The organism is Streptomyces ortus (assembly GCF_026341275.1).
GTDB classification, from domain to species: Bacteria; Actinomycetota; Actinomycetes; order Streptomycetales; family Streptomycetaceae; genus Streptomyces; species Streptomyces ortus.
In genome coordinates this window covers 1,925,262-1,948,259 of record NZ_JAIFZO010000002.1, presented here as the reverse complement: position 1 = coordinate 1,948,259, position 22,998 = coordinate 1,925,262, and the positions used below count along the sequence as shown (strand labels likewise).

18 protein-coding genes are annotated in these 22,998 nt (G+C 70.6%); 8 read left to right on the top strand and 10 right to left on the bottom strand.

The window, feature by feature from the left end; genetic code table 11:
* Positions 1-13 precede the first annotated feature (13 nt).
* Positions 14-637 carry an NADPH-dependent FMN reductase gene (locus K3769_RS11910; protein ID WP_267026411.1) on the top strand — a complete coding sequence of 208 codons (624 nt, stop codon included), beginning with the start codon at positions 14-16 and terminating at the stop codon, positions 635-637.
* Positions 638-659: 22 nt separating this feature from the next.
* Here the strand turns inward: K3769_RS11910 and K3769_RS11905 are convergent, their stop codons facing one another.
* The gene (locus K3769_RS11905; RefSeq protein WP_267026410.1) at positions 660-1,562 is read right to left on the bottom strand and encodes an aminoglycoside phosphotransferase family protein; all 903 of its coding nucleotides are present in this window, start codon (positions 1,560-1,562) and stop codon (positions 660-662) included.
* Between the two features lie 23 nt (positions 1,563-1,585).
* On the opposite strand from K3769_RS11905, the gene K3769_RS11900 reads away from it, so the two are divergent.
* A complete protein-coding gene (locus K3769_RS11900) occupies positions 1,586-2,164 on the top strand; it encodes a hypothetical protein (RefSeq protein ID WP_267026409.1) in 579 nt (192 codons plus the stop codon).
* Positions 2,165-2,277: 113 nt separating this feature from the next.
* On the opposite strand, the gene K3769_RS11895 is transcribed toward K3769_RS11900, so the two are convergent.
* Positions 2,278-2,478, bottom strand: coding sequence for a DUF397 domain-containing protein (locus K3769_RS11895; RefSeq protein WP_267026408.1), 201 nt, complete (start codon positions 2,476-2,478; stop codon positions 2,278-2,280).
* Positions 2,479-2,481: 3 nt separating this feature from the next.
* A complete protein-coding gene (locus K3769_RS11890; RefSeq protein WP_267026407.1) occupies positions 2,482-3,375 on the bottom strand; it encodes a helix-turn-helix domain-containing protein in 894 nt (297 codons plus the stop codon).
* Between the two features lie 199 nt (positions 3,376-3,574).
* Here K3769_RS11890 and K3769_RS11885 point away from each other — a divergent pair, with 199 nt between their 5' ends.
* Positions 3,575-4,003 (top strand): ATP-binding protein, encoded by a 429-nt coding sequence (locus tag K3769_RS11885; protein WP_267026406.1) that lies wholly within the window; start codon positions 3,575-3,577, stop codon positions 4,001-4,003.
* A 77-nt stretch (positions 4,004-4,080) separates the two neighbouring features.
* On the opposite strand, the gene K3769_RS11880 is transcribed toward K3769_RS11885, so the two are convergent.
* The 4 genes from K3769_RS11880 to K3769_RS11865 all read right to left on the bottom strand — a co-directional run bounded on the left by K3769_RS11880 (position 4,081) and on the right by K3769_RS11865 (position 9,752).
* On the bottom strand, positions 4,081-5,724 hold the full coding sequence (locus tag K3769_RS11880) for a M4 family metallopeptidase (protein ID WP_267026405.1): 1,644 nt from the start codon (positions 5,722-5,724) through the stop codon (positions 4,081-4,083).
* Between the two features lie 376 nt (positions 5,725-6,100).
* On the bottom strand, positions 6,101-8,248 hold the full coding sequence (locus K3769_RS11875; protein WP_267026404.1) for a molybdopterin oxidoreductase family protein: 2,148 nt from the start codon (positions 8,246-8,248) through the stop codon (positions 6,101-6,103).
* A gap of 316 nt (positions 8,249-8,564) precedes the next feature.
* A complete protein-coding gene (locus K3769_RS11870; protein WP_267026403.1) occupies positions 8,565-8,861 on the bottom strand; it encodes a hypothetical protein in 297 nt (98 codons plus the stop codon).
* A gap of 159 nt (positions 8,862-9,020) precedes the next feature.
* Complete coding sequence (locus K3769_RS11865; RefSeq protein WP_267026402.1) at positions 9,021-9,752, bottom strand: SanA/YdcF family protein; 732 nt, start codon at positions 9,750-9,752, stop codon at positions 9,021-9,023.
* Between the two features lie 211 nt (positions 9,753-9,963).
* Between K3769_RS11865 and K3769_RS11860 the strand changes: the two genes are divergently transcribed.
* The 5 genes from K3769_RS11860 to K3769_RS11840 all read left to right on the top strand — a co-directional run bounded on the left by K3769_RS11860 (position 9,964) and on the right by K3769_RS11840 (position 17,275).
* Entirely contained in the window at positions 9,964-10,740 is a 777-nt protein-coding gene (locus K3769_RS11860) for a sirohydrochlorin chelatase (protein WP_267026401.1), read from the top strand.
* A 303-nt stretch (positions 10,741-11,043) separates the two neighbouring features.
* On the top strand, positions 11,044-12,402 hold the full coding sequence (locus K3769_RS11855; RefSeq protein ID WP_267026400.1) for a deoxyguanosinetriphosphate triphosphohydrolase: 1,359 nt from the start codon (positions 11,044-11,046) through the stop codon (positions 12,400-12,402).
* Between the two features lie 115 nt (positions 12,403-12,517).
* Complete coding sequence (locus tag K3769_RS11850; RefSeq protein ID WP_267026399.1) at positions 12,518-13,783, top strand: NAD(P)/FAD-dependent oxidoreductase; 1,266 nt, start codon at positions 12,518-12,520, stop codon at positions 13,781-13,783.
* A gap of 55 nt (positions 13,784-13,838) precedes the next feature.
* Complete coding sequence (gene dnaG, locus K3769_RS11845; protein ID WP_267026398.1) at positions 13,839-15,758, top strand: DNA primase; 1,920 nt, start codon at positions 13,839-13,841, stop codon at positions 15,756-15,758.
* A gap of 203 nt (positions 15,759-15,961) precedes the next feature.
* Entirely contained in the window at positions 15,962-17,275 is a 1,314-nt protein-coding gene (locus K3769_RS11840) for an RNA polymerase sigma factor (protein ID WP_267026397.1), read from the top strand.
* 346 nt (positions 17,276-17,621) lie between these two features.
* Here the strand turns inward: K3769_RS11840 and K3769_RS11835 are convergent, their stop codons facing one another.
* The 3 genes from K3769_RS11835 to K3769_RS11825 form a co-directional block, all read right to left on the bottom strand.
* Positions 17,622-19,550 carry an ABC transporter ATP-binding protein gene (locus tag K3769_RS11835; protein WP_267026396.1) on the bottom strand — a complete coding sequence of 643 codons (1,929 nt, stop codon included), beginning with the start codon at positions 19,548-19,550 and terminating at the stop codon, positions 17,622-17,624.
* Positions 19,550-21,283, bottom strand: a complete 1,734-nt coding sequence (locus K3769_RS11830) for an ABC transporter ATP-binding protein (protein ID WP_267026395.1) — start codon at positions 21,281-21,283, stop codon at positions 19,550-19,552. Before K3769_RS11830 ends, K3769_RS11835 begins: the two co-directional genes overlap by 1 nt.
* Positions 21,284-21,469: 186 nt before the next feature.
* Positions 21,470-22,924: an FGGY family carbohydrate kinase gene (locus K3769_RS11825; RefSeq protein WP_267026394.1), complete on the bottom strand. Its 1,455-nt coding sequence runs from the start codon at positions 22,922-22,924 to the stop codon at positions 21,470-21,472.
* Between the last annotated feature and the right edge of the window lie 74 nt (positions 22,925-22,998).

The following is a 22,998-nucleotide window of genomic DNA, read 5'->3' as shown; positions in this document are numbered from 1 at the left end:
TGAGACTCGCCGCATGAACCCCACAGCGGACGTATCCGCACCCCTTCACACCCCCGTTTCCGCACCCGTCAAGGTCGCCGTCATCATCGGCAGCAACCGGGAGGGCCGCTTCGGTCCCGTCGTCGCGGACTGGCTCCTGGGCCTGCTCCGCGAACGCGACGACTACACGACCGAGGTGGTGGACGCGGCCGACGCCGGACTGCCGACGGCCCTCTCCTACTCCCCGACGCCCGAGGTGACCGCGGAGCTGGCGAAGATCACGCCCAAGCTGGCGGCGGCGGACGCCATCGTCGTCCTGACCCCCGAGTACAACCACTCCTACCCCGCCTCGCTCAAGGCCCTCATCGACTGGCACTACGAGGAGTGGCGGGCCAAGCCCGTCGGTTTCGTCTCGTACGGCGGGGTCTCGGGCGGCCTGCGGGCCGTCGAACACCTCCGCCAGGTCTTCGCGGAACTGCACGCCGTCACCGTCCGCGACACGGTCTCCTTCCACAATGCGGGCGCGTCCTTCGACGACGAGGGCCGCCACCGGGACCCCGCGGCCCCGGACGCGGCGGCGAAGGTGATGCTGGACCAGCTGGCGTGGTGGGCGTCGGCGCTGAGGGAGGCCAAGGCGGTGCGACCGTACGGCAGTTGAGTCGTCGCGGTCGTCGCGGTCGTCACTCGGCGTCGGCGAGGGCTTCCGCCACCGCCCGGTGGCCGACGGCCGCGAGGACGGGATTGGTGACCCGGTAGTGGTGCTCGGCCGTCAGCCCGAAGTACAGGGCCCAGCCGCGCCCACGGGCCCAGGTGGCGTCGTCGACGCCGGCGGCCTCGCGGAACAGCGGCCGGGTCCGGCCGTCGAACACGGCCCAGGCGGCGAGTACGTCGGCCGCCGGGTCACCGGTGCCGAGCCCGCCGAAGTCGATGACCGCGCTGAGCCGGCCGTCCTGGGCCAGCAGATTGCCGGGCAGCAGGTCGCCGTGCAGCCAGACGGGTTCGCCGGTCCACCGGGGAACCCGCAGGGCGTCCTCCCAGACGGCGGTGGCGGCGCCCGCGTCCACGATGCCGGCCGCGCCCAGATCGCGGATCGCGGTCCGGACCTGACGGTCGTCGGCGAGAGGCCCTCCACGCCATGAGGGCGATCCACCGACGGCATCGACCTCCCTCAGCGCGGCTACGAACCGCCCCAACCTGCTGGCGGCATAGGCGAGTTCGGCACCTCCACCCAAGGGCTGGTCATAGACATTGCTGCCGTCCAGCCAGCGGAAGACGCCCCACGGCAGCGGGTACCCCTGCCCGGGGGCACCCGCGGCGAGCGGCACGGGGACGGCGAGCGGCAGCCGCGGCGCGAGCACCGGCAGCCACCGCTGCTCCTTCTCCACCTGCCCCGCCCCACCGGGCAACCGAGGCAGCCGTACGACCATGTCCTCGCCGAGCCGGTACATGGCGTTGTCGGTCCCGGCGGACACGACCCGCGTCACGGACAACCCGCCCCACCCAGGAAACTGCTCACCGACGAGCCGCCGGACGAGCGCGGCGTCGATGTCGAGTTCGTCGGGGTGCATCTTCACGTCGGTCATGGCTTTCTGCGCTGAGACGGAAAGTGGACCGTATCCCTGCCGCTCCCTCGTCTCAACGGCTTTTGGAACACCGGCGGCACCCTCAAGCCGCGTACATATCCGGGCAGCCGGGTCACCGGCTACGCGTACGACAACGTCGGCCGGGTCAAGACCCAGGCCACAGCAAGGCGACCAACTACGGCTACCTGCCGCAGATCGCCACGGACACCGATGGCTCCGGCGCACTGATCGCGGACTATCACGCCGACCCCTCCGGCAACTGCCCGACCTGTATCGGCGCGGGCATCGGAGCCGTCGTCAGCGGCGGCGTCTACGCCTTCCAGTACCAGGACGACTTCGACTGGGGCGACTTCGCGGTGGCCACCGGCAAGGGCGCCGTCGAGGAACACGGTCGTTCTCGCATTTCGATGGACGCAGGCCTGGTAATTTCGGCCGCACATTTGAAGAGTATTCGTAATATCTTCAAACTTTCTTTGGCGGACGTCAAGCCGCTCGTGAACAAAATGCGATCCGAAGGGTTCTGGGTGACGTATGTGGAATCAGAATACTTGGTAGCGCAATTGAAGTCGGCAGGTCTGCATATGACGTTTGAGCATGGGTGAGGCCCAGTGTGTGTTATCTGTTTCAGTGGAAAGGGTGAGAGTGTCGAATTTCAGGCGCTGAGGCAGGGCTGGCCTGTGCCGTCGAGACGGTGGGGTATCGGGCGGGGCTGGCGTCAGCCGCGGAGCGGGATCAGGCAGCCGTTCAGCAGGGCGGTGTGGAAGGCCGTCCAGGTGGCGGGGCGGATCCGGAGGGAGGGGCCGGCGGCGTGCTTCGAGTCGCGTATCGCGATGGTGGTGGGGATGTTGGTGGCTATTTCGACGCATTCGGCCAGGGAGTCGCTATAGGTGGACTTGCGGTACTGGAATGCAGTCACGGCTCACAGTTCCTTGTGGAGGGTGTGGAGGAGTGAGAGGGAGTCTCGTTCGCTGAGGGAGTGTCCGGCGATCCTCTTGAACAGCTCGTCGTACGTTGCGGCTCCTTCTCCACCTTCGATCCACGTCTGCGTGAGCACGGACTCGTAGTAGACGACGTCCATGGCGCCGGGTTCGGCGAACGAGATGATGTTGAACGGCCCGTTCATGCCCTGATGTACTCCGCCGCCGAAAGGGAACACCTGGAGAGTGACGTTCGGCAAGTTGCTTACTTGGACCAGGTGATCAAGCTGTTCGCGAGCTGCCTCCCCGCTGAGAGGCAGGCTCCGCAGCGCCGCCTCGTGCAGTACGGCGTCCAGTCGGAGTGGTGGATCGTCGGTGAGCCGCTGCTGCCGTGCGAGTCGCGCAGCGATGAATTCCTCGTCTCCCACTCTGTGCGAGGCCGGTGTCTTCAGACGCCTCGGTGATTCCCTCAAACCCCGCACGTATTGCGGAGTCTGCAGGAGTCCCGGGATGAATCCGAACTGCCACGTCTTGATGGCCGTCGCCGCGTTCTCCAGCGTGACGTACTCCTGCATGACGCCGAGCGTCGTGTAGTCGTCCCACCACCCCTTGGCCTTGCGGCGCTCGCGATCGATCCGGGCGAGTTCCAGGAGGCGGCCCACAACGCCGGGATCGCTGACGAGATACAACTCGCACAGTGCCCGAATGTCGGGGTCGCGCATCGGCACCCAACCCCGCTCCATTTTCGCGACCTTCGTCGTGGAGGCGGTGAGTGCCTTGGCCGCGTGGGTCTGCGTCAGGTTCGCCGCCATGCGCAACTGGAGGAGTTCACCTCCCAATCGGCGCCCCAGGACAGTGGACGTGCTGTTGCCCTGTGTCGGCTGGGTCGCGGTCACGTCGGTGCTCCTCCTGGCCGGCTGATGCGCTGCCAGTCTGGCGCGGGGCGTGTTGATCTCGCAAACCCCGTTCGGAGGAAATCCTCCGGGAGGTACTTGCGAAGTTCGGCAACCCGCTCCTACCTTCAGTGACGTCTCGCTAACAGAGTGATGTCACTTGGACTGTGGCGCCGCTCGCCCCTGCCCGAAGGTGAGCGACATGATCGCCCCCGATGAACCCCTGGCTCTCCAGTACGACTGTCTCGACTACACCCCCCTCCCCAGAAGCGTCACCCTCGCCCGGCGCCGGGCCCACCGTCTGCTCGCGGACTGGGGGCACCCGGAACTGGCGCCCGACGCAGCCCTGTTGGTGTCCGAGTTGGGAAGCAACGCCGTACTGCACGGCAGTCTTCGTGAGCGGCTCTTCCGGGTGGAGCTCACCCTCACCGAGCAGGCCGTGCGGATCGCCGTGTCCGACCCCAAGGGGGAGTTACGGCCGAACCTCCGCGAGGCGACCGCGGACGACATGTTCGGGCGCGGGCTGCTGATCGTCGGACAGGTGGCCGACCGCTGGGGCGTACACACACTGACCGTCGGCAAGTCGGTCTGGTGCGAACTGGACCTCGTGGGCACTCGCGCAGCCCGCTGAATGTCCGACCCGGCCCCCGACGTACGAGTGGCCGCCCCGGTCGTGAACCGGGGCAGCCACGCGGCTCTCGCGCCGGCTCAGCCCACGGACACCGCCGACCAGGCGGCCCCCACCGCCGCGTACTCCGCGCTGCCCGCGCCGTACAGGTCCTTCGCCGCGTTCAGGGTGGCGGTACGCGCGCCCGCGTACTTCGTCGACGATGTCATGTAGACCGTCAGCGCCCGGTACCAGATCGCGCCCAGCTTGGCCTTGCCGATCCCCGTCACCTTCGCGCCGTCGCAGGTCGTGCCGTTGTGGGCGACGCCTCCGACGGTCTTCAGGCCGCTGCCCTCGGCGAGGAGGTACGCGAAGTGGTTGGCGACGCCCGAGGAGTAGTGGACGTCGAGATCGCCGACCGAAGAGGTCCAGCAGTCCGCGGAGTCGCCGTCCTTGGAGGGCTGGTCCATGTAACGCAGTGCCGAGCGGCCGAAGCCGGACTTCACGACCTTCTCGCCGATCCGCCAGTCCCCGGGGTCGGAGGGATTTGCCGCGTAGAACTCCACCAGCGTGCCGAATATGTCCGAGGTCGCCTCGTTCAGGCCGCCCGGCTCGCCCGAATAGGTCAGCGCCGCCGTCTTCGAGGTCACGCCGTGGGACATCTCGTGGCCGCTCACATCCAGCGACACCAGCGGCCCGAAGGTCGTCCCGTCACCGTCGCCGTACGTCATGCAGAAACAACCGTCGTCCCAGAAGGCGTTGTTGTAGGCGCTCCCGTAGTGCACACGGTTGTACGAGCCCTTGCCGTCGCCCGCTATCCCGGTGCGGCCGTGGGTCTTCTTGTAGTAGTCCCAGGTGGTGTCGGTCCCGTACTGCGCGTCGACCGCCGCCGAGGCCCGGCTCGAAGCGGCGCCCGTACCCCAGTGGTTGTCGGCGTCGGTGAGGACGGGCGCCTCCGCACGCTTGTAGCAGAGGATCAGGATGCAGGAGTCGGTCTTGTTCCGCGTGTCGCCCGTGTACGTGTTTCCCCTGGTGGGGTCGGACAGTTGGTAGGTCGAGCCGGACTTCGTCGTCTGCAGCGGGACCGTACCGGCGTAGAGGGAGCGCCCGTCGCCCGCCGCCGTCTCGATGCTGTCCCAGGCGTCGATCTGCCGGCCGGTGACCGCGTCGGTGAGAACGACCCGGGCCGTCGGATTCCCGAGCGAGTCCTTGCCGGTGGCTTCGGTGCGCCAGGCCAGCCGGGGCTTGCCGTGCAGGGCGTCGACGACCAGTTGCGGCTTGGCGACCAGACCGCGGAGCGTCTCACCGACGTTCGCGAGGCGCAGGGCCGCGGTGGCGAGACCGGCCGCCTTCGGCGCCGACACCGACGGCTCGACGGTCGTGAGGGAAAGGGGACGAGTGGTGGCCCGGTCCGCACTCCGGAAATCCCCCGCCGTCGTCAGATGGACCACGAAGTCGCCGCCCAGCACGGGCAACTGACGATACGTCCGGTCGTACCGCACATGCTGCGTGCCGTCCGAGTCGACGATCACGTCACGGGCCTTCGTGTCCTGGTCGGAGGTGAGGCCCAGCCGCGCGGCCTGGTCGGCGATCACCGCCGCTGCGTTGCCGAGCACGGTGTCCCGGCTCGGCCCGTCGGCCGCGGCCACGCCGGGGGACAGGGCACCCGCCAGCAAGGTGGTGGCCGCCGCGGATATACCGACGGTGGCGAGGCGCGAGCCCCGGATGTGCCGTGTCCGACTCATCGAACGCATCGAACTCCTCAGGAAGGCACGCGAAACGCGTGGTGGGGGAGTGGAGGGTGGGGGATGCGAATGCGAATACCCGCTCAGTTCTAGGTGGCGGGACGGTGTCATGTCCATAGCTGATCGCTGGGGGACGTGTGGGGATGTGTGTGGGGTGCGAATCGTTTCTGCAAAGGCCGGAGCATGCTGTTCAGGCATGCTGAACCGACTGCCGTTCCTCGTCTACGGGACCCTGCTCCCGGTTCTGCTTTCAGGGGCGAGGGGAACGGCGCAACCCTTTGCCTTCAGGGGCGAGGGGAAAGGCGCAACCCTTTGCCTTCAGGAACGCGGGGAACTGCGCGACCGGCCCCCACGGACCCGCGGAGTCCCCCGGACGTCACCCCACCCGCTCCACCCGAACCGCACACCCCTTGAACTCCGGCATCCGTGACACCGGGTCGAGCGCCGGATTCGTCAACGTGTTGGCTCGCCCCTCGCCCGGCCAGTGGAACGGCATGAACACCGTGTCGGCCCGGATCGTGGTCGTGATCCGCGCCGGCGCCACCGCCCGCCCCCGGCGCGACACCACGGCCAGGGGTTCGCCCTCCGCGACCCCGAGCCGAGCGGCCAGCCGGGGATGCAACTCCACGAAGGGACCGGGCGCGGCGGCGTTCAGTTCGTCGACGCGGCGCGTCTGCGCACCCGACTGGTACTGGGAGACCACCCGCCCCGTGGTGAGCAGCACCGGGTACTCCTCGTCCGGTTCCTCCGCCAGCGGCCGATGGCTCACGGCGACGAACCGCGCGCGCCCGTCGGGCGTGGCGAACCGGTCGAGGAACAACCGGGGCGTACCGGGATGCACCCCGCCGGCACCGGCACCGGCGTCGGCGTCGGCGGCGAGCTCCGTCGTGCCACCGGCCTCCTCCGCCGGGCACGGCCAGAACACCCCGCCCTCCTCCGCCAACCGCCGATACGTGATCCCCGAGTAGTCCGCGGCCCCACCCGCACTCGCCCGCCGCAGCTCCTCGAAGACCTCCTCCGGGTCCGTGGGGAAGCCCTTCTCCACGCCCAGGCGGGCGGCCAGTTCCCGCATCACGTACAGATCGCTGCGGATGCCGTCCGGCGGCGTGATCGCCTGCCGGCGCAGCAGGACCCGGCCCTCCAGATTGGTCGTCGTGCCCGTCTCCTCGGCCCACTGGGTGACGGGGAGGACGACGTCCGCCAGCTCGGCCGTCTCGGACAGCACCACGTCGGCGACGGCCAGGAAGTCCAGCGACCGCAGCCGCTCCTCGACATGGGCGGCCCGGGGTGCGGAAATCACCGGGTTCGAGGCCATCACCAGAAGCGAGCGGATGTCCGTGCCCATGGCGTCGAGCAGCTCGTACGCGCTGCGGCCAGGACCGGGCAGCGAGTCGGGGTCGACGCCCCAGACCCCGGCCACATGCCGTCGCGCGGCCGGGTCGTCGAGTTTGCGGTAGCCGGGCAACTGGTCGGCCTTCTGCCCGTGTTCACGTCCGCCCTGCCCGTTGCCCTGACCGGTGAGACAGCCGTAACCGGAGAAGGGGCGGCCCGCCCGCCCGGTCGCCAGGCACAGGTTGATCCACGCGCCGACCGTGTCCGTGCCCTTGGACTGCTGCTCGGGCCCGCGCGCGGTGAGCACCATCGCGGACTCCGGCTCGCAGAACATCCGCACGCTCTCGCGGAGTTGGGGCACGGACACCCCCGTGATCCGCTCCACGTACTCCGGCCAGTGCGCCATCGCCGCGGCCCGCGCCGCCTCCCAGCCGCTCGTACGCTCCTGGATGTACGCCTCGTCCGTACGCCCCTCCGCCACCACCAGGTGCAACAGCCCGAGCGCCAGGGCGAGATCCGTACCGGGGCGCGGCGCGAGATGCAGGTCGGCCTGGTCGGCCGTGCGCGTGCGGCGCGGATCGATCACGATCAGCTTGCCGCCGTTCTCCCGCAACTCCGTGAGATAGCGGAGCGCGGGCGGCATGGTCTCGGCGAGGTTCGAGCCGACGAGGATCACACACCCGGTGCGCGGGATGTCCTCCAGCGGGAAGGGCAGCCCCCGGTCCAGACCGAAGGCCTTGATGCCGCCGGCCGCCGCGGACGACATGCAGAACCGTCCGTTGTAGTCGATCTGCGAGGTGCCGAGCGCGACGCGGGCGAACTTGCCGAGCGTGTACGCCTTCTCGTTGGTCAGCCCGCCTCCGCCGAAGATCCCGCACGCGTCCGGGCCATGCTCCGTACGCGTGCGGGACAGCCCCTCGGCGATCCGGTCGAGCGCCTCGTCCCAGCCGGCCGGACGCAGCTCGCCGTCCCTGCGGACCAGCGGGGTGGTCAGCCGCACCCGGGACGAGAGCAGCGCGGGCGCGGTGCGGCCCTTGCCGCACAGGGCGCCCCGGTTCACCGGGAAGTCGGTGCGCTCCGTCACCTCGACCACGCTGCCGCCGTTGCCGTCGCCGTCCGGCACGGGCGTCAGGTTCATGCCGCACTGCAGGGCGCAGTACGGGCAGTGCGTGGGCGTCACGGAGGTCTGCATACCGCCCAGCGTGCGTCGGGAGTGTTACGCGGCACGACGCACCCCGTTACGCGGCAGGCACGGGGACCTCCCCGCCCCGGCCGGCCGGCCGTGAGGGCGCCCGCACCGGGAGGGGTGGTGGGCGGCGAGAGCGGGCGGTGGGGTGGGAGTACCCGCCAGTGCTCCCGCCCCACCGCCCACCCGAAGGCCGCGCCCACCCGGCCACGTATGCGCGGCCACACACACGCGGCCACACACACGCGGCCACACACACGCGGCCACACACACGCGGCCTGCTCACGCGGCCTGCTCACGCGGCCGGTTTACGCGCCCCCGCTCAGCACTCGTACGCGTAGTACGGCTCGTCGCCCGCCTCCAGGCCGATGCGCCCGACCCCGCCCGGCGCGATCTGGATGCAGTCGGGGTCCCACCCGTCGACTTCGACCGTGGCGGAGATCGTGTGGCCGCACGCGTTGCGGATGTCGGCCCATCCCCAGCCGGACGCGCCGAGCTTGGCGCACCCGGGCTCCCGCAGTGACCCGTCGGCGTCCGCCGAGGCGGTCGCCACGGCACCCGGCACCGACAGCAGCGCGACCGCCATGGCGGCGACGAAGGCGGTACGAAGTCCGGTCATGATGTGTCCTTCCCCTCAAGCCCGGTTGAGGTCCGGGCTGGTGAAACAGACACTATCCGTAGTCACTTGACTACAGAACGCTTCGGAACCGCTTTCACGCGGCAGGGTGAGCGACCGCCGCCAAACCCCGACGACCGCGTGACATCCCTCTCGTCGGCATTACCCGGCAGACTGTTTGGCGGACGCCAACGCCCGTTCCACGCCCGGCTCTTGAGGCCCCAGGAACGTGGGATCGGGCTCGAAGACCGCGTCCAGGAGTGCCTTGCCCGCCGCCATCACCTCGCGGGCCCCGCCGTAGTACCAGGTCGTGTCGTGCACGTCGTCCACCCCGACCCCGTACGACGTGACGCCCGCCTCCTGGCACAGCGCGACCGCGCGCCGGATGTGGAAGCCCTGGCTGATCAGTACGGCCTCGTCCACGCCGAAGATCTTCTTGGCCCGTACACAGGAGTCCCACGTGTCGAAGCCGGCGTAGTCGCTGACGATCCGCCCGTCGGGCACGCCCCGCTTCGTCAGATAGGCGCGCATGGCGTCCGGCTCGTCGTAGTCCTCACGGCTGTTGTCGCCGGTGACCAGGACCACCTGGATACGGCCGGAGCGGTACAACTGCGCCGCCGCGTCCAGCCGGTGCGCGAGGTACGGGGACGGCTCGCCCTGCCACAGCCCGGCCCCGAAGACGACGGCGACCTCGGTACGCGGCACGTCCGCGGTCGTCCGCAGCCGGTCGTCCGTGACCGTGAACATCCACGCCGACGGGAGCAGCGCCAGCACGCACCCCGCCATCACGGCCTGCACGGCGCGGCGCTGCCCGGTACGGGTACGCGGCAGCCGCGGTCGCACTCTCGGAAACGCCGGCAGGTGCGGCAGTCGCGGACGTCTCGGACGACGCATGGGACGGTCCCTCCCCGGGTGGCCTCGCTCCGGGAGACGCGGCAGGCGGCCGTCCGGTTCACTCCGTGTCACCGTGCCTCCGTGTGACCGTGCCGCCGCGGAATCGCGCGCACGGCAGCTCACACGGCCGCGCACCCCACCGTGAAGCTCCCGAAAACCACCGTGACCACGGCGCAACGGAGCGGCAACCTCGTTCCCGCACCCTTGGTGCATGACGGCGCACCTAAGGAACCGGAACAGAAGCGGTCGGCCCGGCACCCGGCGTGCCGCCCCGCCCGCGCTCGTCCTGGTGGGCCACGGCAGCCGCGACCCGCGCGCACTGAGCACCGTACGGACCTTCATGGAGCGGATCCGCGAGCTGCGCCCCGGTCTGCCCGTGCACCTCGGGCACATCGAGCTGAACGAACCCCTGCTGCCCGACACCCTCGCCGCCCTCGGCACCGGTGAGGCGGTCCTCGTACCGCTGCTGCTGAGCCGCGGCCACCACGTCAAGCGGGACATCCCCGAGGCCGCCGCCGCGTCGTCGGCGCGCACCCGGATCGCCGGACCGCTGGGCCCGCACCCGCTGCTCGTGGAGACGCTGTACGAGCGTCTTGTCGAGGCCGGCTGGCGCAGGCCGGACGCCGCCGGGCGCCGGACGAGTGCGGTCGTGCTCGCCGCGGCCGGCTCGCGCGACCCCGACGCGGCCGTCGACACCCGCCACACCGCCCGGCTGCTCGCGAACCGCCTCGGGGTGCCCGTCGTCCCCGCGTACGCCTCCGCCGCCGGGCCCACGGTCGCGGACGCCGTACGCGCGCTCACCGCCCGAGGCCGCCCCCGTATCGCGATGGCCTCCTACTTCACGGCCCCCGGCCGCTTCGCCACGGAGTGCGCGGCGGCGGCCCCAGGCATCGCCGCGTCCCCCTTGGGCGCCCACCCCGCGATGGCCCACCTGACCCTGCACCGCTACGACCAGACCACCCAACACACCCTGCCCGCAACCGCGTAGCACCTCCAGGACCGCAGCAAACGACGCAGCCTTTCGCCTCCAGGACCGCAGCAAACGACGCAGCCCTTCGCCCCCAGGGGCGCGGGGAACGGCGCAGTCTTTTGCTTTTAGGGGCGCGGGGAACGGCGCAATCTTTTCGCCCTTCGGCGGCGCGCGGCGCAGCCCTTCGCCTCCAGGGGCGCGGGGAACGGCGCAATCCTTCAACCCCCGGCGGCGCAAGCCGTGTCCGGTTGCCGCTTCGCAGCAGGGCACGACCAACCACCCCGCACCCCGATTGTCAGCTCCTCCGCTTACTGTCAAGGCATGGAAGGCACGAGCACCAACCCCACCCGCCCCCCAAAGGCACACGAGCACCGCACCACCCCCGCGGCCTACGACCCCACGGCAGTGGCCCGCTGGGTCACCGAGCCGGACAAACGCCCCGGCCGCACCGCCTTCCAGCGCGACCGGGCCCGTGTCCTGCACAGCTCCGCCCTCCGCCGCCTCGCGGGCAAGACCCAGGTGGTCACCCCCGGCACCCGGAGTCAGGTCTGGGACGCGAGCCCCCGTACCCGTCTGACCCATTCCCTGGAGTGCGCCCAGGTCGGCCGTGAGCTGGGCGCCGCCCTCGGCTGCGACCCCGACCTCGTGGAGGCGGCCTGCCTCTCCCACGACCTGGGGCACCCCCCGTTCGGGCACAACGGCGAACAGGCGCTGAACGAATTCGCCGAGGACTGCGGCGGCTTCGAGGGCAACGCCCAGTCGCTCAGACTCCTCACCCGGATCGAGCCCAAGCGCTTCGTGCGCCGCGCGGCCGTCCCGTCGGCGGCCCTCGCGGACGGCGACGAACTGGTCAGCGTCGGACTCAACCTCACCCGCGCCACCCTCGACGCCGCCACCAAGTACCCCTGGCCGCGCGGCGCCCACCCCACCGACCCGGGCTCCCCGAAGTTCGGGGTCTACGAGGACGACCGCCCCGTCTTCGACTGGATCCGCGAGGGCGCCCCCGGCACCCGCAGCACCTTCGAGGCCCAGGTCATGGACTGGGCCGACGACGTGGCGTATTCGGTGCACGACGTGGAGGACGGCCTGCACGCGGGGCACATCGACCCGGAGTGCCTGTACGCGGAGCCCGAGCGGCAGGAGATCTTCCGGGTCGCCGTCGGGCGGTACGTGGAGGCGGACACCGACCCCGCCGAGCTGGCCGAGGCCCTCGACCGGATCCTCGGCCAGCGGTGGTGGCCCAAGGGCTACGACGGCTCGGCCGTCGCCCAGGCCCGGCTGAAGGACGCCACCAGCCAGCTCATCGGCCGGTTCTGTCTCGCCGCCGAGAGCGCCACGCGCGCGAGACACGGCACGGGCCGGCTCACGCGGTACGCCGCCGAGCTGGTCGTCCCGCGCGCCGCGCGCCTGGAGTGCGCGGTCCTCAAGGCCGTCGCCGACCGGTACGTGATGCAGCGCGCCGAGCAGGAGCTGCTCCGCGCCGACCAGCGCATCGTCGTCGCCGAGCTGGCCGAGGCGCTCACCGCGCGGGCGCCGGAAGGCCTCGACCCGCAGTTTCGAGCCCTGTTCGACGAGGCGTCCGACGACCGGGCCCGCAAGCGGGTGATCGTCGACCAGATCGCCTCGCTCACGGACGCCGCCGCACGGTCGCTGCATGCGAGGCTCAGGGTGCAGGTGTGACCACCGGAGGGGGCGTGCGTGACCCTGCGTGGCCTGAAGGGGCCGCTCCCTCTTCCCCCATCACGCTGCGTGCGGGACGCTCGCAGGTGGCGACACCGTAACGAGGAGGCATCAAGTGGTCGACGCAGATCAGACATTCGTCATCGTCGGAGGAGGCCTGGCCGGCGCCAAGGCGGCCGAAACCCTCCGGGCGGAGGGCTTCAACGGCCGGGTGATACTGATCTGTGACGAACGGGACCACCCGTACGAACGGCCGCCGCTGTCCAAGGGATACCTGCTCGGCAAGGAGGAGCGCGACAGCGTCTTCGTCCACGAACCCGCCTGGTACGCGCAGAACGACGTCGAACTGCACCTCGGCCAGACCGTCGACGCGATCGACCGGACCGCGAAGACCGTCCGCTTCGGCGACGACGGCACGCTCGTCCACTACGACAAACTGCTGCTCGTGACCGGCGCCGAGCCGCGCCGTCTCGACATCCCCGGCACGGACCTCGTCGGCGTCCACCACCTGCGGCGCCTCGCCCACTCCGAGCGCCTCAGGCAGGTCCTGGCCGCCCTCGGCCGCGACAACGGCCACCTGGTCATCGCGGGCGCCGGCTGGATCGGCCTGGAGATCGCCGCGGCGGCCCGTGAGTACGGGGCCGAGGTCACCGTCGTCGAGCCCGAGGAGACCGCCCTGCACGGCGTGCTCGGCCCCGAGCTGGGCGAGATCTTCGCCGAACTGCACCGCGGGCACGGCGTCCGCTTCCACTTCGGCGCCCGCCTCACCGAGATCGTCGGCCACGACGGCATGGTCCTGGCCGCCCGCACCGACGACGGCGAGGAACACCCCGCGCACGACGTCCTGGCCGCGATCGGCGCGGCCCCGCGCACCGGCCTCGCCGAGGCGGCGGGTCTGGAGCTGGCCGACCGGGCGCACGGCGGCGGCATCGCGGTCGACGAGCAGCTGCGCACCTCCGACCCGGACATCCACGCGGCCGGTGACGTGGCCGCCTTCCCCCACCCGCTGTTCGGCACCCGGCTGCGCGTCGAGCACTGGGCGAACGCGCTGAACGGCGGCCCGGCGGCGGCCCGGGCGATGCTCGGCCGCACGACGACGTACGACAGGGTGCCCTACTTCTTCTCCGACCAGTACGACGTAGGGCTTGAGTACTCGGGCTGGGCGCCGCCGGGCACGTACGACCAGGTGGTGATCCGGGGAGACGTGAGCAAGCGCGAGTTCATCGCCTTCTGGGTGAAGGAGGGGCGCGTGCTGGCCGGGATGAACGTCAATGTGTGGGACGTCACAGAACCCATCCAGCAGCTGATCCGCACGGGGATCCGGGTGGACTCCGAGGCGCTCGCCGACCCCCACGTTCCGCTGGACAGCCTGGTCCCGTGACCGGCGAGGGACTCGGGGGGACTCCACTGTCACACCGTCCCCGTAGACTCGGCGCGTGGCAGGCAGGATCAACGACGAGGACGTGAAGGCGGTTCGGGACGGGGTCCCGATCGACGCCGTGGTGTCCGAATACCTCCAACTGCGCAACGCGGGCGGCGGAAACCTCAAGGGACTGTGCCCGTTCCACGACGAGAAGTCGCCCTCCTTCCAGGTCAGCCCGAGCAAGGGGCTCTTCCACTGCTTCGGCTGCCAGGAGGGCGGCGACACCATCACCTTCGTGATGAAGGTCGACCACCTCACCTTCTCGGAGGCGGTCGAGCGCCTCGCGGGCCAGGCGGGCATCACCCTTCGTTACGAAGAGGGCGGGTACAACCCCTCCCACCAGCGCGGCGAGCGCATCCGCCTGGTCGAGGCCCACCAGGCCGCTGCCAAGTTCTACATCGAACAGCTCGACACCAGCCCGGAGGCCGACACCGGCCGCACGTTCCTCGCCGAGCGCGGCTTCGACCAGTCGGCCGCCGCGCACTTCGGCGTCGGCTACAGCCCCCAGGGCTGGGACCACCTCACCCGCTTCCTGCGCGGCAAGGGCTTCACCGACAAGGAACTGCTGCTCTCCGGTCTCGCCCAGGAGGGCCGCCGCGGCCCCATCGACCGCTTCCGCGGCCGGCTGATGTGGCCGATCCGCGACATCGGCGGCGAGGTCGTCGGCTTCGGCGCCCGCAAGCTCTACGAATCGGACAACGGCCCGAAGTACCTGAACACGCCCGACACGCCGATCTACCGCAAGTCCCAGGTCCTGTACGGCATCGACCTCGCCAAGAAGGACATCGCCAAGAGCAGCCGGGCCGTCGTCGTCGAGGGCTACACCGACGTCATGGCCTGCCACCTGGCCGGCATCACCACCGCCATCGCGACCTGCGGCACGGCCTTCGGCAACGACCACATCAAGATCCTGCGCCGGCTCCTGATGGACAACGGCTCGGCACGGGTGATCTTCACCTTCGACGGGGACGCGGCCGGCCAGAAGGCCGCCCTGCGCGCCTTCGAGGACGACCAGAAGTTCGCCGCCGAGACCTACATCGCGATCGCCCCGGACGGCATGGACCCCTGCGACCTGCGCCTCGCCAAGGGTGACGCGGCCGTCGCCGACCTCGTCGAACCGCGCACCCCGCTCTTCGAGTTCGCGCTGCGCCAGATCATCGCCCGCTACGACCTGGAGACCCCGGCCGGCCGTGCTGCCGCGCTCGACGAGTCCGCGCCCGTCGTGGCCCGCATCAAGAACAGCGGCGCCCAGCACGAGGTCGCCGTCCAGCTCGCCGGCATGCTCGGCATCCTCGACACCCAGTTCGTCGTCAAGCGGGTCGCCCAGATGGCCCGCTGGGCCCGCGACCGCGGCGGCAAGGGCCCCGCGCCGACGAGCGGGGGCACGGGCAACGGCCGCGGACCGCAGCAGTACGAGAACAGCGGACCCAGGCCCCCCTCGGGCCCGGCCCTGACCCTGCGCAACCCGGTCTACGCCACCGAACGCGAACTCCTCAAGCTCGCCCTGCAGCGCCCCGACCTGGTCTCCCCGGCCTTCGACGCGTACGGGGTGGACGAGTTCACCGCCCCGCCGTACGCGGCCGTCCGCGAGACGATCATGGAGGCGGGCGGCGCGGAGTACGGCGTCCAGGACCCGCAGGAGTACCTCGTGCAGGTCCGCGAGGCCGCCCGGGACGACGTGGTTCGCGCCATGGTCACGGAGCTCGCCGTCGAGGCCATCATGCGCAAGACCGTCGACGAGGCCTACGCCGGCGAGCAGTTGGTGACCGTCCGCAGGCGCGCCGTCGAGCGCCGGGTCCGCGACGTCCAGGGCGCACTCGCGCGCGCCAGCGCGCAGGGCGACCCGGTGCAGCTGGCCGCCGTGCAGAACGAGCTGTGGGTGCTCCAGCAGTACGACCAGGCGCTGCGCGAAAAGGGCCCGGCCGCGCTCTGAGCGGGCCGACGCGGCGGGCCCCGGGCCGGAAACCGGACCACGAACCGGATCGGGAACCGGACACCTCGGGGAACGTCCCAGATCAGGGTGCACAGAAGCACACATACCTTCCGCGAGGGTAACCAGGCAGTCACGGACAGGACTCAAAAAGTCACCGCACGCCCCTCGTGGCGAGGATGTGTCGTACTCCACACTGGGTTCCGGTGCCTGAGTCCTCGGAGCGCGGCCGACCCGAACGCGACGGGTCCGAAGTCCCCGCGGTTCCGCTCAATGACTTCGGGATGGACAGCGGCAAGGCCGTCGACCCCATCCCCGACGTACCGCTGCCGCACGCCCCAGCAGCGACATTCCTGGAGGTCGCCCCCGTGCAGACCCAGACCCTGACCGGCAACAGCACGACCCCCGCGCCACCCGCGCCGCCCGCGCACAAGGACACCGACGCCGATGTCCTCGCGGCCGTACCACCGCAGAAGCGTGCCGCCCGGCACCCCGAGAGCGCACCGGAACCGGAGAGTACGCCGGAGCCGCCCGCCGCCGTCCTGGTGGAGAGCGAGGCCGAGACGCCGGAGCCGGTGGAAGCGCCGCGCGGACGTGCGGACACCGGCGCGCCCTCCTCCGACCTGTTCCGCCAGTACCTGCGGGAGATCGGCCGGATACCGCTGCTCACGGCGGTGGAGGAGGTCGAACTGGCCCGCCGGGTCGAAGCGGGCCTCTTCGCCGAGGAGAAACTCCGGCTGGCCTCCGACCTCGACAGTCAACTCGCCCTGGACCTCGACAAACTGGTGGTCATGGGCCGGATGGCCAAACGCCGCCTGATCGAGGCCAACCTGCGCCTCGTCGTCTCCGTCGCCAAGCGGTACGTGGGGCGCGGGCTGACCATGCTCGACCTGGTCCAGGAAGGCAACCTGGGGCTGATCAGGGCGGTCGAGAAGTTCGACTACGCCCGCGGATACAAGTTCTCGACGTACGCGACCTGGTGGATCCGCCAGGCCATGTCCCGGGCGCTCGCCGACCAGGCCCGCACGATACGGGTCCCCGTGCACGTGGTCGAGCTCATCAACCGGGTCGTGCGGGTTCAGCGGCGGATGCTCCAGGAGCGGGGGTACGAGCCGACGCCCGACGAGGTCGGCGCGCATCTCGACCTGTCCAGTGAGCGGGTCAGCGAGGTGCTGCGGCTGGCGCAGGAGCCGGTGTCCCTCCACGCGCCGGTGGGGGAGGAGGACGATGTCGCCCTCGGTGACCTCATCGAGGACGGGGACGCGACGAGTCCCGTGGAGTCGGCCGCGTTCCTGCTGCTGCGGGAGCATCTGGAGGCGGTTCTCTCGACGCTCGGTGAGCGTGAGCGGAAGGTCGTCCAACTCCGGTACGGGCTGGCGGACGGCCGTCCCCGAACGCTGGAGGAGATCGGGCGGATCTTCGGCGTCACCCGCGAGCGGATCCGCCAGATCGAGTCCAAGACCCTCAACAAACTCCGCGACCACGCGTTCGCGGACCAGCTGAGGGGCTACTTGGACTAGGGTCTGTCTGACAATTCCCGTCGTCGCCCGTAGGGCGGCTGCGCGGCGTCAGGTGCGTGCTCTCGGTGTGCCGGGCGTAGAGCCTCGTACTGGACGTACTCGGCTCTGCGCCCGGTGCGGCGAGTGCGTGCATGGCGTCGCGCGGCAGACGGGAATTGTCAGACAGACCCTAGGGCTTCTCCTCGCCCCCGCCGCCCCTTCCCGTTCCCGACCACGTGCCGGGGCTGCGCCCCTCGCCCCCTGTCGCGCTGCGCGCTCGCGCAGTTCCCCGCGCCCCTGGGTACCCAGGGCGCGGGGAACTGCGCAACGGTTCGGGGCGGAGCCCCGCGTACGTGACGGGAAGGGGTCAGTCCACCTCTACCGCCGCCTGGGCGAACTGGGCCTTGTACAGGCGTGCGTACGCGCCCCCCGCCGCCAGCAGATCCGCGTGCGCGCCCTGTTCCACGATCGCCCCGTCCTCCATGACGAGAATCGTGTCGGCGTCGCGAATCGTCGACAGACGGTGCGCGATGACGAACGACGTACGACCGTGCGCGAGCTTCGCCATCGCCTTCTGGATGAGCACCTCGGTCCGCGTGTCCACGGAACTCGTCGCCTCGTCGAGAACGAGGATCACCGGATCGGACAGGAACGCCCGGGCGATCGTGATGAGCTGCTTCTCACCCGCGCTCACCCCGGACCCCTCGTCGTCGATGACGGTGTCGTACCCGTCGGGCAGCGTCCGCACGAACCGGTCCGCGTGGGCCGCCCGAGCCGCCTCCTCGATCTCCCCGCGAGTCACCTCGGACGAGGCCCCGTACGCGATGTTCTCCGCGATCGTGCCCCCGAACAGCCAGGTGTCCTGCAGCACCATGCCGATGCCGGCCCGCAGTTCGTCGCGGGACATCGTGGCGATGTCGACCCCGTCGAGGGTGATCCGGCCGCCGGTGGTCTCGTAGAAGCGCATCAGCAGGTTCACGAGCGTCGTCTTGCCGGCGCCCGTCGGGCCCACGATCGCGACCGTGTGGCCCGGCTCCACCGACAGCGACAGGTCCTCGATGAGCGGCTTCTCCGGGTCGTACCGGAAGGAGACCCCCTCAAGGGCGACCCGCCCCCGCAGCTCCTTCGGACGCGCCCCCGTCACCGGGTCGGCCTCCTGCTCCTCGGCGTCGAGCAGCTCGAAGATCCGCTCCGCCGAGGCGACCCCGGACTGCACGAGGTTCGCCATGGAGGCGACCTGCGTGAGCGGCATGGAGAACTGCCGGGAGTACTGGATGAAGGCCTGTACGTCACCGATCGAGAGCGAGCCGGACGCGACGCGCAGCCCGCCCACCACCGCCACCAGCACGTAGTTGAGGTTCGACACGAACATCATCAGCGGCTGCATGACCCCGCTGTTGAACTGCGCCCGGAACCCGGCCTCGTACAGCTTGTCGTTCTCCTCGGCGAACTGCGCCGCCGACTCGTCCTGCCGTCCGAAGACCTTCACCAGGTTGTGCCCGGTGTACATCTCCTCGATGTGCGCGTTGAGCTTGCCGGTGGTGCGCCACTGCTGCACGAAGTGCGGCTGCGACCGCTTGCCCACCCGGGTCGCCACGACGAACGACAGGGGCACGGTGACGAGCGCGACGAGCGCGAGCAGCCACGACACGTAGAACATCATGATCAGCACGCCGACGATGGTCAGCAGCGAGTTGACGAGCTGGCCCATCGACTGCTGAAGGGTCTGCCCGATGTTGTCGATGTCGTTCGTGGCGCGGCTGAGCACCTCACCGCGCTGACGCTTGTCGAAGTAGGAGAGCGGCAGCCGCGACAGCTTGGTCTGCACGTCCTCGCGCATCTTGTACATCGTCAGGTTGACGGCCCGGTTCACCAGCCGCGTCGCGACCGCCATCAGCAGACCGGCCAGCAGGAACGCCACCAGCGCGATCCCCAGGACCTCCCCGACCGCCTCGAAGTCGATGCCCTGGCCCGGGGTGAAGTCCGTGCCCGAGAGCATGTCGGCCATCCCGCCGTCGCCGCGCTCCCGCATCGCCGCGAGCACCTCGGCCTTCGACTGCCCGGCGGGCAGCTCCCGTCCGACGACCCCCGCGAAGACCAGGTCGGTGGCCCGCCCCAGGATCTTCGGCCCGAGGACCGACAGGCCCACACTGCAGACCACGGCGGTGAGCATCACGTACAGCGTGGTGCGCTGCGGTTTGAACTGCGACAGCAGCCGTTTGCCCGACCCCTTGAAATCCATCGAGTGCTGGTCGGGTCCCGACCCGGCCAGCATGCGCCCCATGGGCCCGGCCATCAGGCTGCCTCCGCTTCCGTCAGCTGCGAGAGCACGATCTCCCGGTAGGTCTCGTTGTCCGCCATCAGCTCGTGGTGGCGGCCGGTCCCGACGACCCGGCCCTCGTCGAGGACCACGATCCGGTCGGCGTCGCGGATGGTCGACACCCGCTGGGCGACGATCACGACGGTCGCCTCGGCGGTCTCCCGCGCGAGCGCCGCACGCAGCGCCGCGTCCGTCGCGTAGTCGAGCGCCGAGAACGAGTCGTCGAAGAGATAGATCTCGGGACGCTGTACGAGGGTCCGGGCGATGGCGAGCCGCTGCCGCTGACCGCCGGACACGTTCGTGCCGCCCTGCGCGATCGTGGCGTCGAGCCCGTTCTCAAGCCCTTCCACGAACCCCTTGGCCTGCGCCACCTCCAGCGCGTGCCACAGCTCCTCGTCCGTGGCGTCCGGATTCCCGTACCGCAGGTTGGTCGCCACCGTCCCCGCGAACAGATACGGCTTCTGCGGTACGAGGCTCACCGTGCGCGCCAGCAGCCGCGGCCCGACCGTGCGGACGTCGACGCCGTCGACCAGCACCTGTCCGTCCGTGGCGTCGAACAGCCGGGGGACGAGCCCGAGGAGTGTCGACTTGCCGCTGCCGGTCGAACCGATCACCGCGGTCGTCTCCCCGGGCAGCGCCACCAGGTCGACGGCCTTCAGGACCGGCTCCTCGGCGCCCGGGTAGCGGAACCCGGCGCCGCGCAGTTCCAGATGACCGTGCCGCCGCAGCTCAAGGACCGGAGCCTTCGGCGGGACCACACTGCTGGAGGTCTCCAGGACCTCCTGGATGCGCTCGGCGCACACCTCCGCACGCGGCACCATCATGAACATGAAGGTGGCCATCATCACGGACATCACGATCTGCATGAGATAGGCGAGGAACGCGGTCAGCGCGCCGATCTGCATCCCGCCGCTGTCGATGCGGTGGGCGCCGAACCACACCACCGCGATCGACGAGACGTTCACCACGGTCATGACGATGGGGAACATCAGCGCCAGCATCCGCCCGGTGCCCAGCGACACCTCGGTGAGGTCGGTGTTCGCCTTGCGGAACCGCTCCTCCTCGTACGCGTCGCGCACGAAGGCACGGATGACGCGGTTGCCGGTGATCTGCTCGCGCAGCACGCGGTTCACGGTGTCCAGGCGCACCTGCATCGTGCGGAACAGCGGTCGCAGCCGGCGCACGATGAGGCTGACCGAGATGCCGAGCACCGGCACGACGGCGAGGAGCACCCCGGACAGCGGGACGTCCAGGCCGAGCGCCAGCACGATGCCGCCCACACACATGATCGGCGCCGACACCAGCAGCGTGAACGTCATCAGGGCCAGCATCTGCACCTGCTGGACGTCGTTCGTCGTACGGGTGATCAGGGAGGGCGCCCCGAAATGGCCCAGCTCACGCGCGGAGAACGACTGCACCCGGTCGAAGACGGCCGCCCGCAGGTCCCGGCCGACCGCGGAGGCCGTACGGGCGCCGTAGTAGACGGCGCCGATGTTGCAGACGACCTGGGCCAGCGAGATGCCGATCATCAGGGCGCCGAAGGAAAGGATGTAACCCGTGTCGCCCTTCACGACACCGTTGTCGATGATGTCGGCGTTCAGGGTGGGCAGGAAAAGCGTGGCGCAGGTCTGCAGGAACTGGAGCAGGACGAGCAGGCCGATGGGTTTCTTGTACGGGGTGAGATAGGTACGCAGAAGTCTTATGAGCACGCTGGGTCTCTCGGGGTCGGCGGCGGGGCGGTTGGTTGCCCTTGGCCCCCATCGTCGAACACTCCCCCCGTGTTACCTCAACTGATTAACCCAAGAGAGGGCCAAGAACGGAGAGGGGATCGGTCCGAAGTCGTAGGCCGCCCGAGACGCCCCGCGCCACCGGGTCCCCGATGGCCCCAGAGGCTCTCAGGACCGGAAGGCGCCCGGGTGGGTCTGGTTGCGCACCGACACGTACTGCTGCCGCACCGCCTGTCCCACCGCCAGCTCCTCGCCCGGCTCCAGGACCTGCGCCGCCGCGCCCTGCCAGACCGGCGGCAGACCCGGCTGGATCGTGCCCTGCTGGACACCGAGCGCCCAGGCGGCCTGCCGGGCCGCGCCGATCGCCGCGTAGTCCGCGGGCTGCGGCACCACGATCTGCGTACCGAGCAGCGCGGGCGCGCACGCCTGTACGGCGTTCAGCTCCGCGGCCTGGCCCAGCAGGAAGATCCGCCGTACCTCGACGCCCCGCTTGCGCAGCACGTCCAGGGCGTCGGCGAGCCCGCACAGCATGCCCTCGAAGGCGGCCCGCGCCAGATGCTCGGGCTTCATCGACTCGCGCCGCAGCCCGGCCAGCGTGCCCGCCGTGTGCGGCAGGTTCGGCGTCCGCTCACCCTCCAGATACGGCAGCATGACGAGCCCGTGGGAACCGGGCGTCGACTTCATCGCCAGATCCGACAGGGCCTCCAGGTCGGGTACGCCCAGCAGTTCGGCGGCCCCGCGCAGGGCCCGTACGGCATTGAGGGTGGTGACGACCGGCAGGTGCATGCCGGTCGCGTCCGCGAGCGAGGTGATCATTCCGGAGGAGTCGACCAGCGCCTCGTGGTGGACGGCCATCACGGAACCGGAGGCGCCGAGCGACACCACCGCGTCCCCGAGACCGATGCCCAGACCGAAGGCCGCCGCCATCGTCTCGCCCGTGCCCGCCGAGATCAGCAGCCCCTCGGGGGTCGTCCCCGCGGCCTCCCACGGCCCGAGCACATCGGGCAGCAACGCCTGGTGGCCGAGCGCCAGTTCCACCAGATCCGGCCGGTACGCGCCGGTCGCCGCCGACCAGTACCCGGTGCTGGAGGCGCCGCCCCGGTCGGTGGTGCGGCGGGCGGGCCTGCCGAGCAGCTGCCACACCAGCCAGTCGTGCGCCTGGAGCAGCATCGCGGTGCGCGCCGCCGCCTCGGGCTCGGTCCGCGCGAGCCAGCGCAGCTTCGTCACCGGCTGGGCGGCCTGCGGCACCGACCCCACGGCCTGCGCCCAGGCCTCCCGCCCGCCGAGCGCGTCGACGAGATCGGCGGCGGCGACCTGGGCACGCTTGTCCCCGCCGACCATCGCCGGGCGGATGGTGTTGCCCTGGCTGTCGACGGGGACGAGGCCGTTCTGCTGTGCGGACACGCCGATGGCCTGGACGCCCTCCAGGAGCCCGCCGCCCGCGGCCTCGCCCAGGGAGAGCAGCCAGGCCTGCGGGTCGACGTCCGAGGGCCGGGAGCCCTCCGCCGGGCCGTCCAACGGATGCGGGGCATACCCCTGCCGGAGTACGGCCCCGCTGTCCGCGTCGCAGACGACGATGCGTGTGAAATCGGGCGAACTGTCCAACCCGGCGACTATCCCCATGGCGGAAATTCTGCCGCATCGCGGCACCGACTCGGGCCGTGGGCGTCGTCGGGGTGCCCCCGGCCCGGTGCCCA

Coding starts and splice junctions, on each gene's coding strand:
- K3769_RS11910 (WP_267026411.1), top strand. CDS start 14: ATGAACCCCACAGCGGACGTATCCGCACCCCTTCACACCCCCGTTTCC.
- K3769_RS11905 (WP_267026410.1), bottom strand. CDS start 1,562: ATGACCGACGTGAAGATGCACCCCGACGAACTCGACATCGACGCCGCG.
- K3769_RS11885 (WP_267026406.1), top strand. CDS start 3,575: ATGATCGCCCCCGATGAACCCCTGGCTCTCCAGTACGACTGTCTCGAC.
- K3769_RS11880 (WP_267026405.1), bottom strand. CDS start 5,724: ATGAGTCGGACACGGCACATCCGGGGCTCGCGCCTCGCCACCGTCGGT.
- K3769_RS11875 (WP_267026404.1), bottom strand. CDS start 8,248: ATGCAGACCTCCGTGACGCCCACGCACTGCCCGTACTGCGCCCTGCAG.
- K3769_RS11870 (WP_267026403.1), bottom strand. CDS start 8,861: ATGACCGGACTTCGTACCGCCTTCGTCGCCGCCATGGCGGTCGCGCTG.
- K3769_RS11865 (WP_267026402.1), bottom strand. CDS start 9,752: ATGCGTCGTCCGAGACGTCCGCGACTGCCGCACCTGCCGGCGTTTCCG.
- K3769_RS11860 (WP_267026401.1), top strand. CDS start 9,964: ATGACGGCGCACCTAAGGAACCGGAACAGAAGCGGTCGGCCCGGCACC.
- K3769_RS11855 (WP_267026400.1), top strand. CDS start 11,044: ATGGAAGGCACGAGCACCAACCCCACCCGCCCCCCAAAGGCACACGAG.
- K3769_RS11835 (WP_267026396.1), bottom strand. CDS start 19,550: ATGGCCGGGCCCATGGGGCGCATGCTGGCCGGGTCGGGACCCGACCAG.
- K3769_RS11825 (WP_267026394.1), bottom strand. CDS start 22,924: ATGGGGATAGTCGCCGGGTTGGACAGTTCGCCCGATTTCACACGCATC.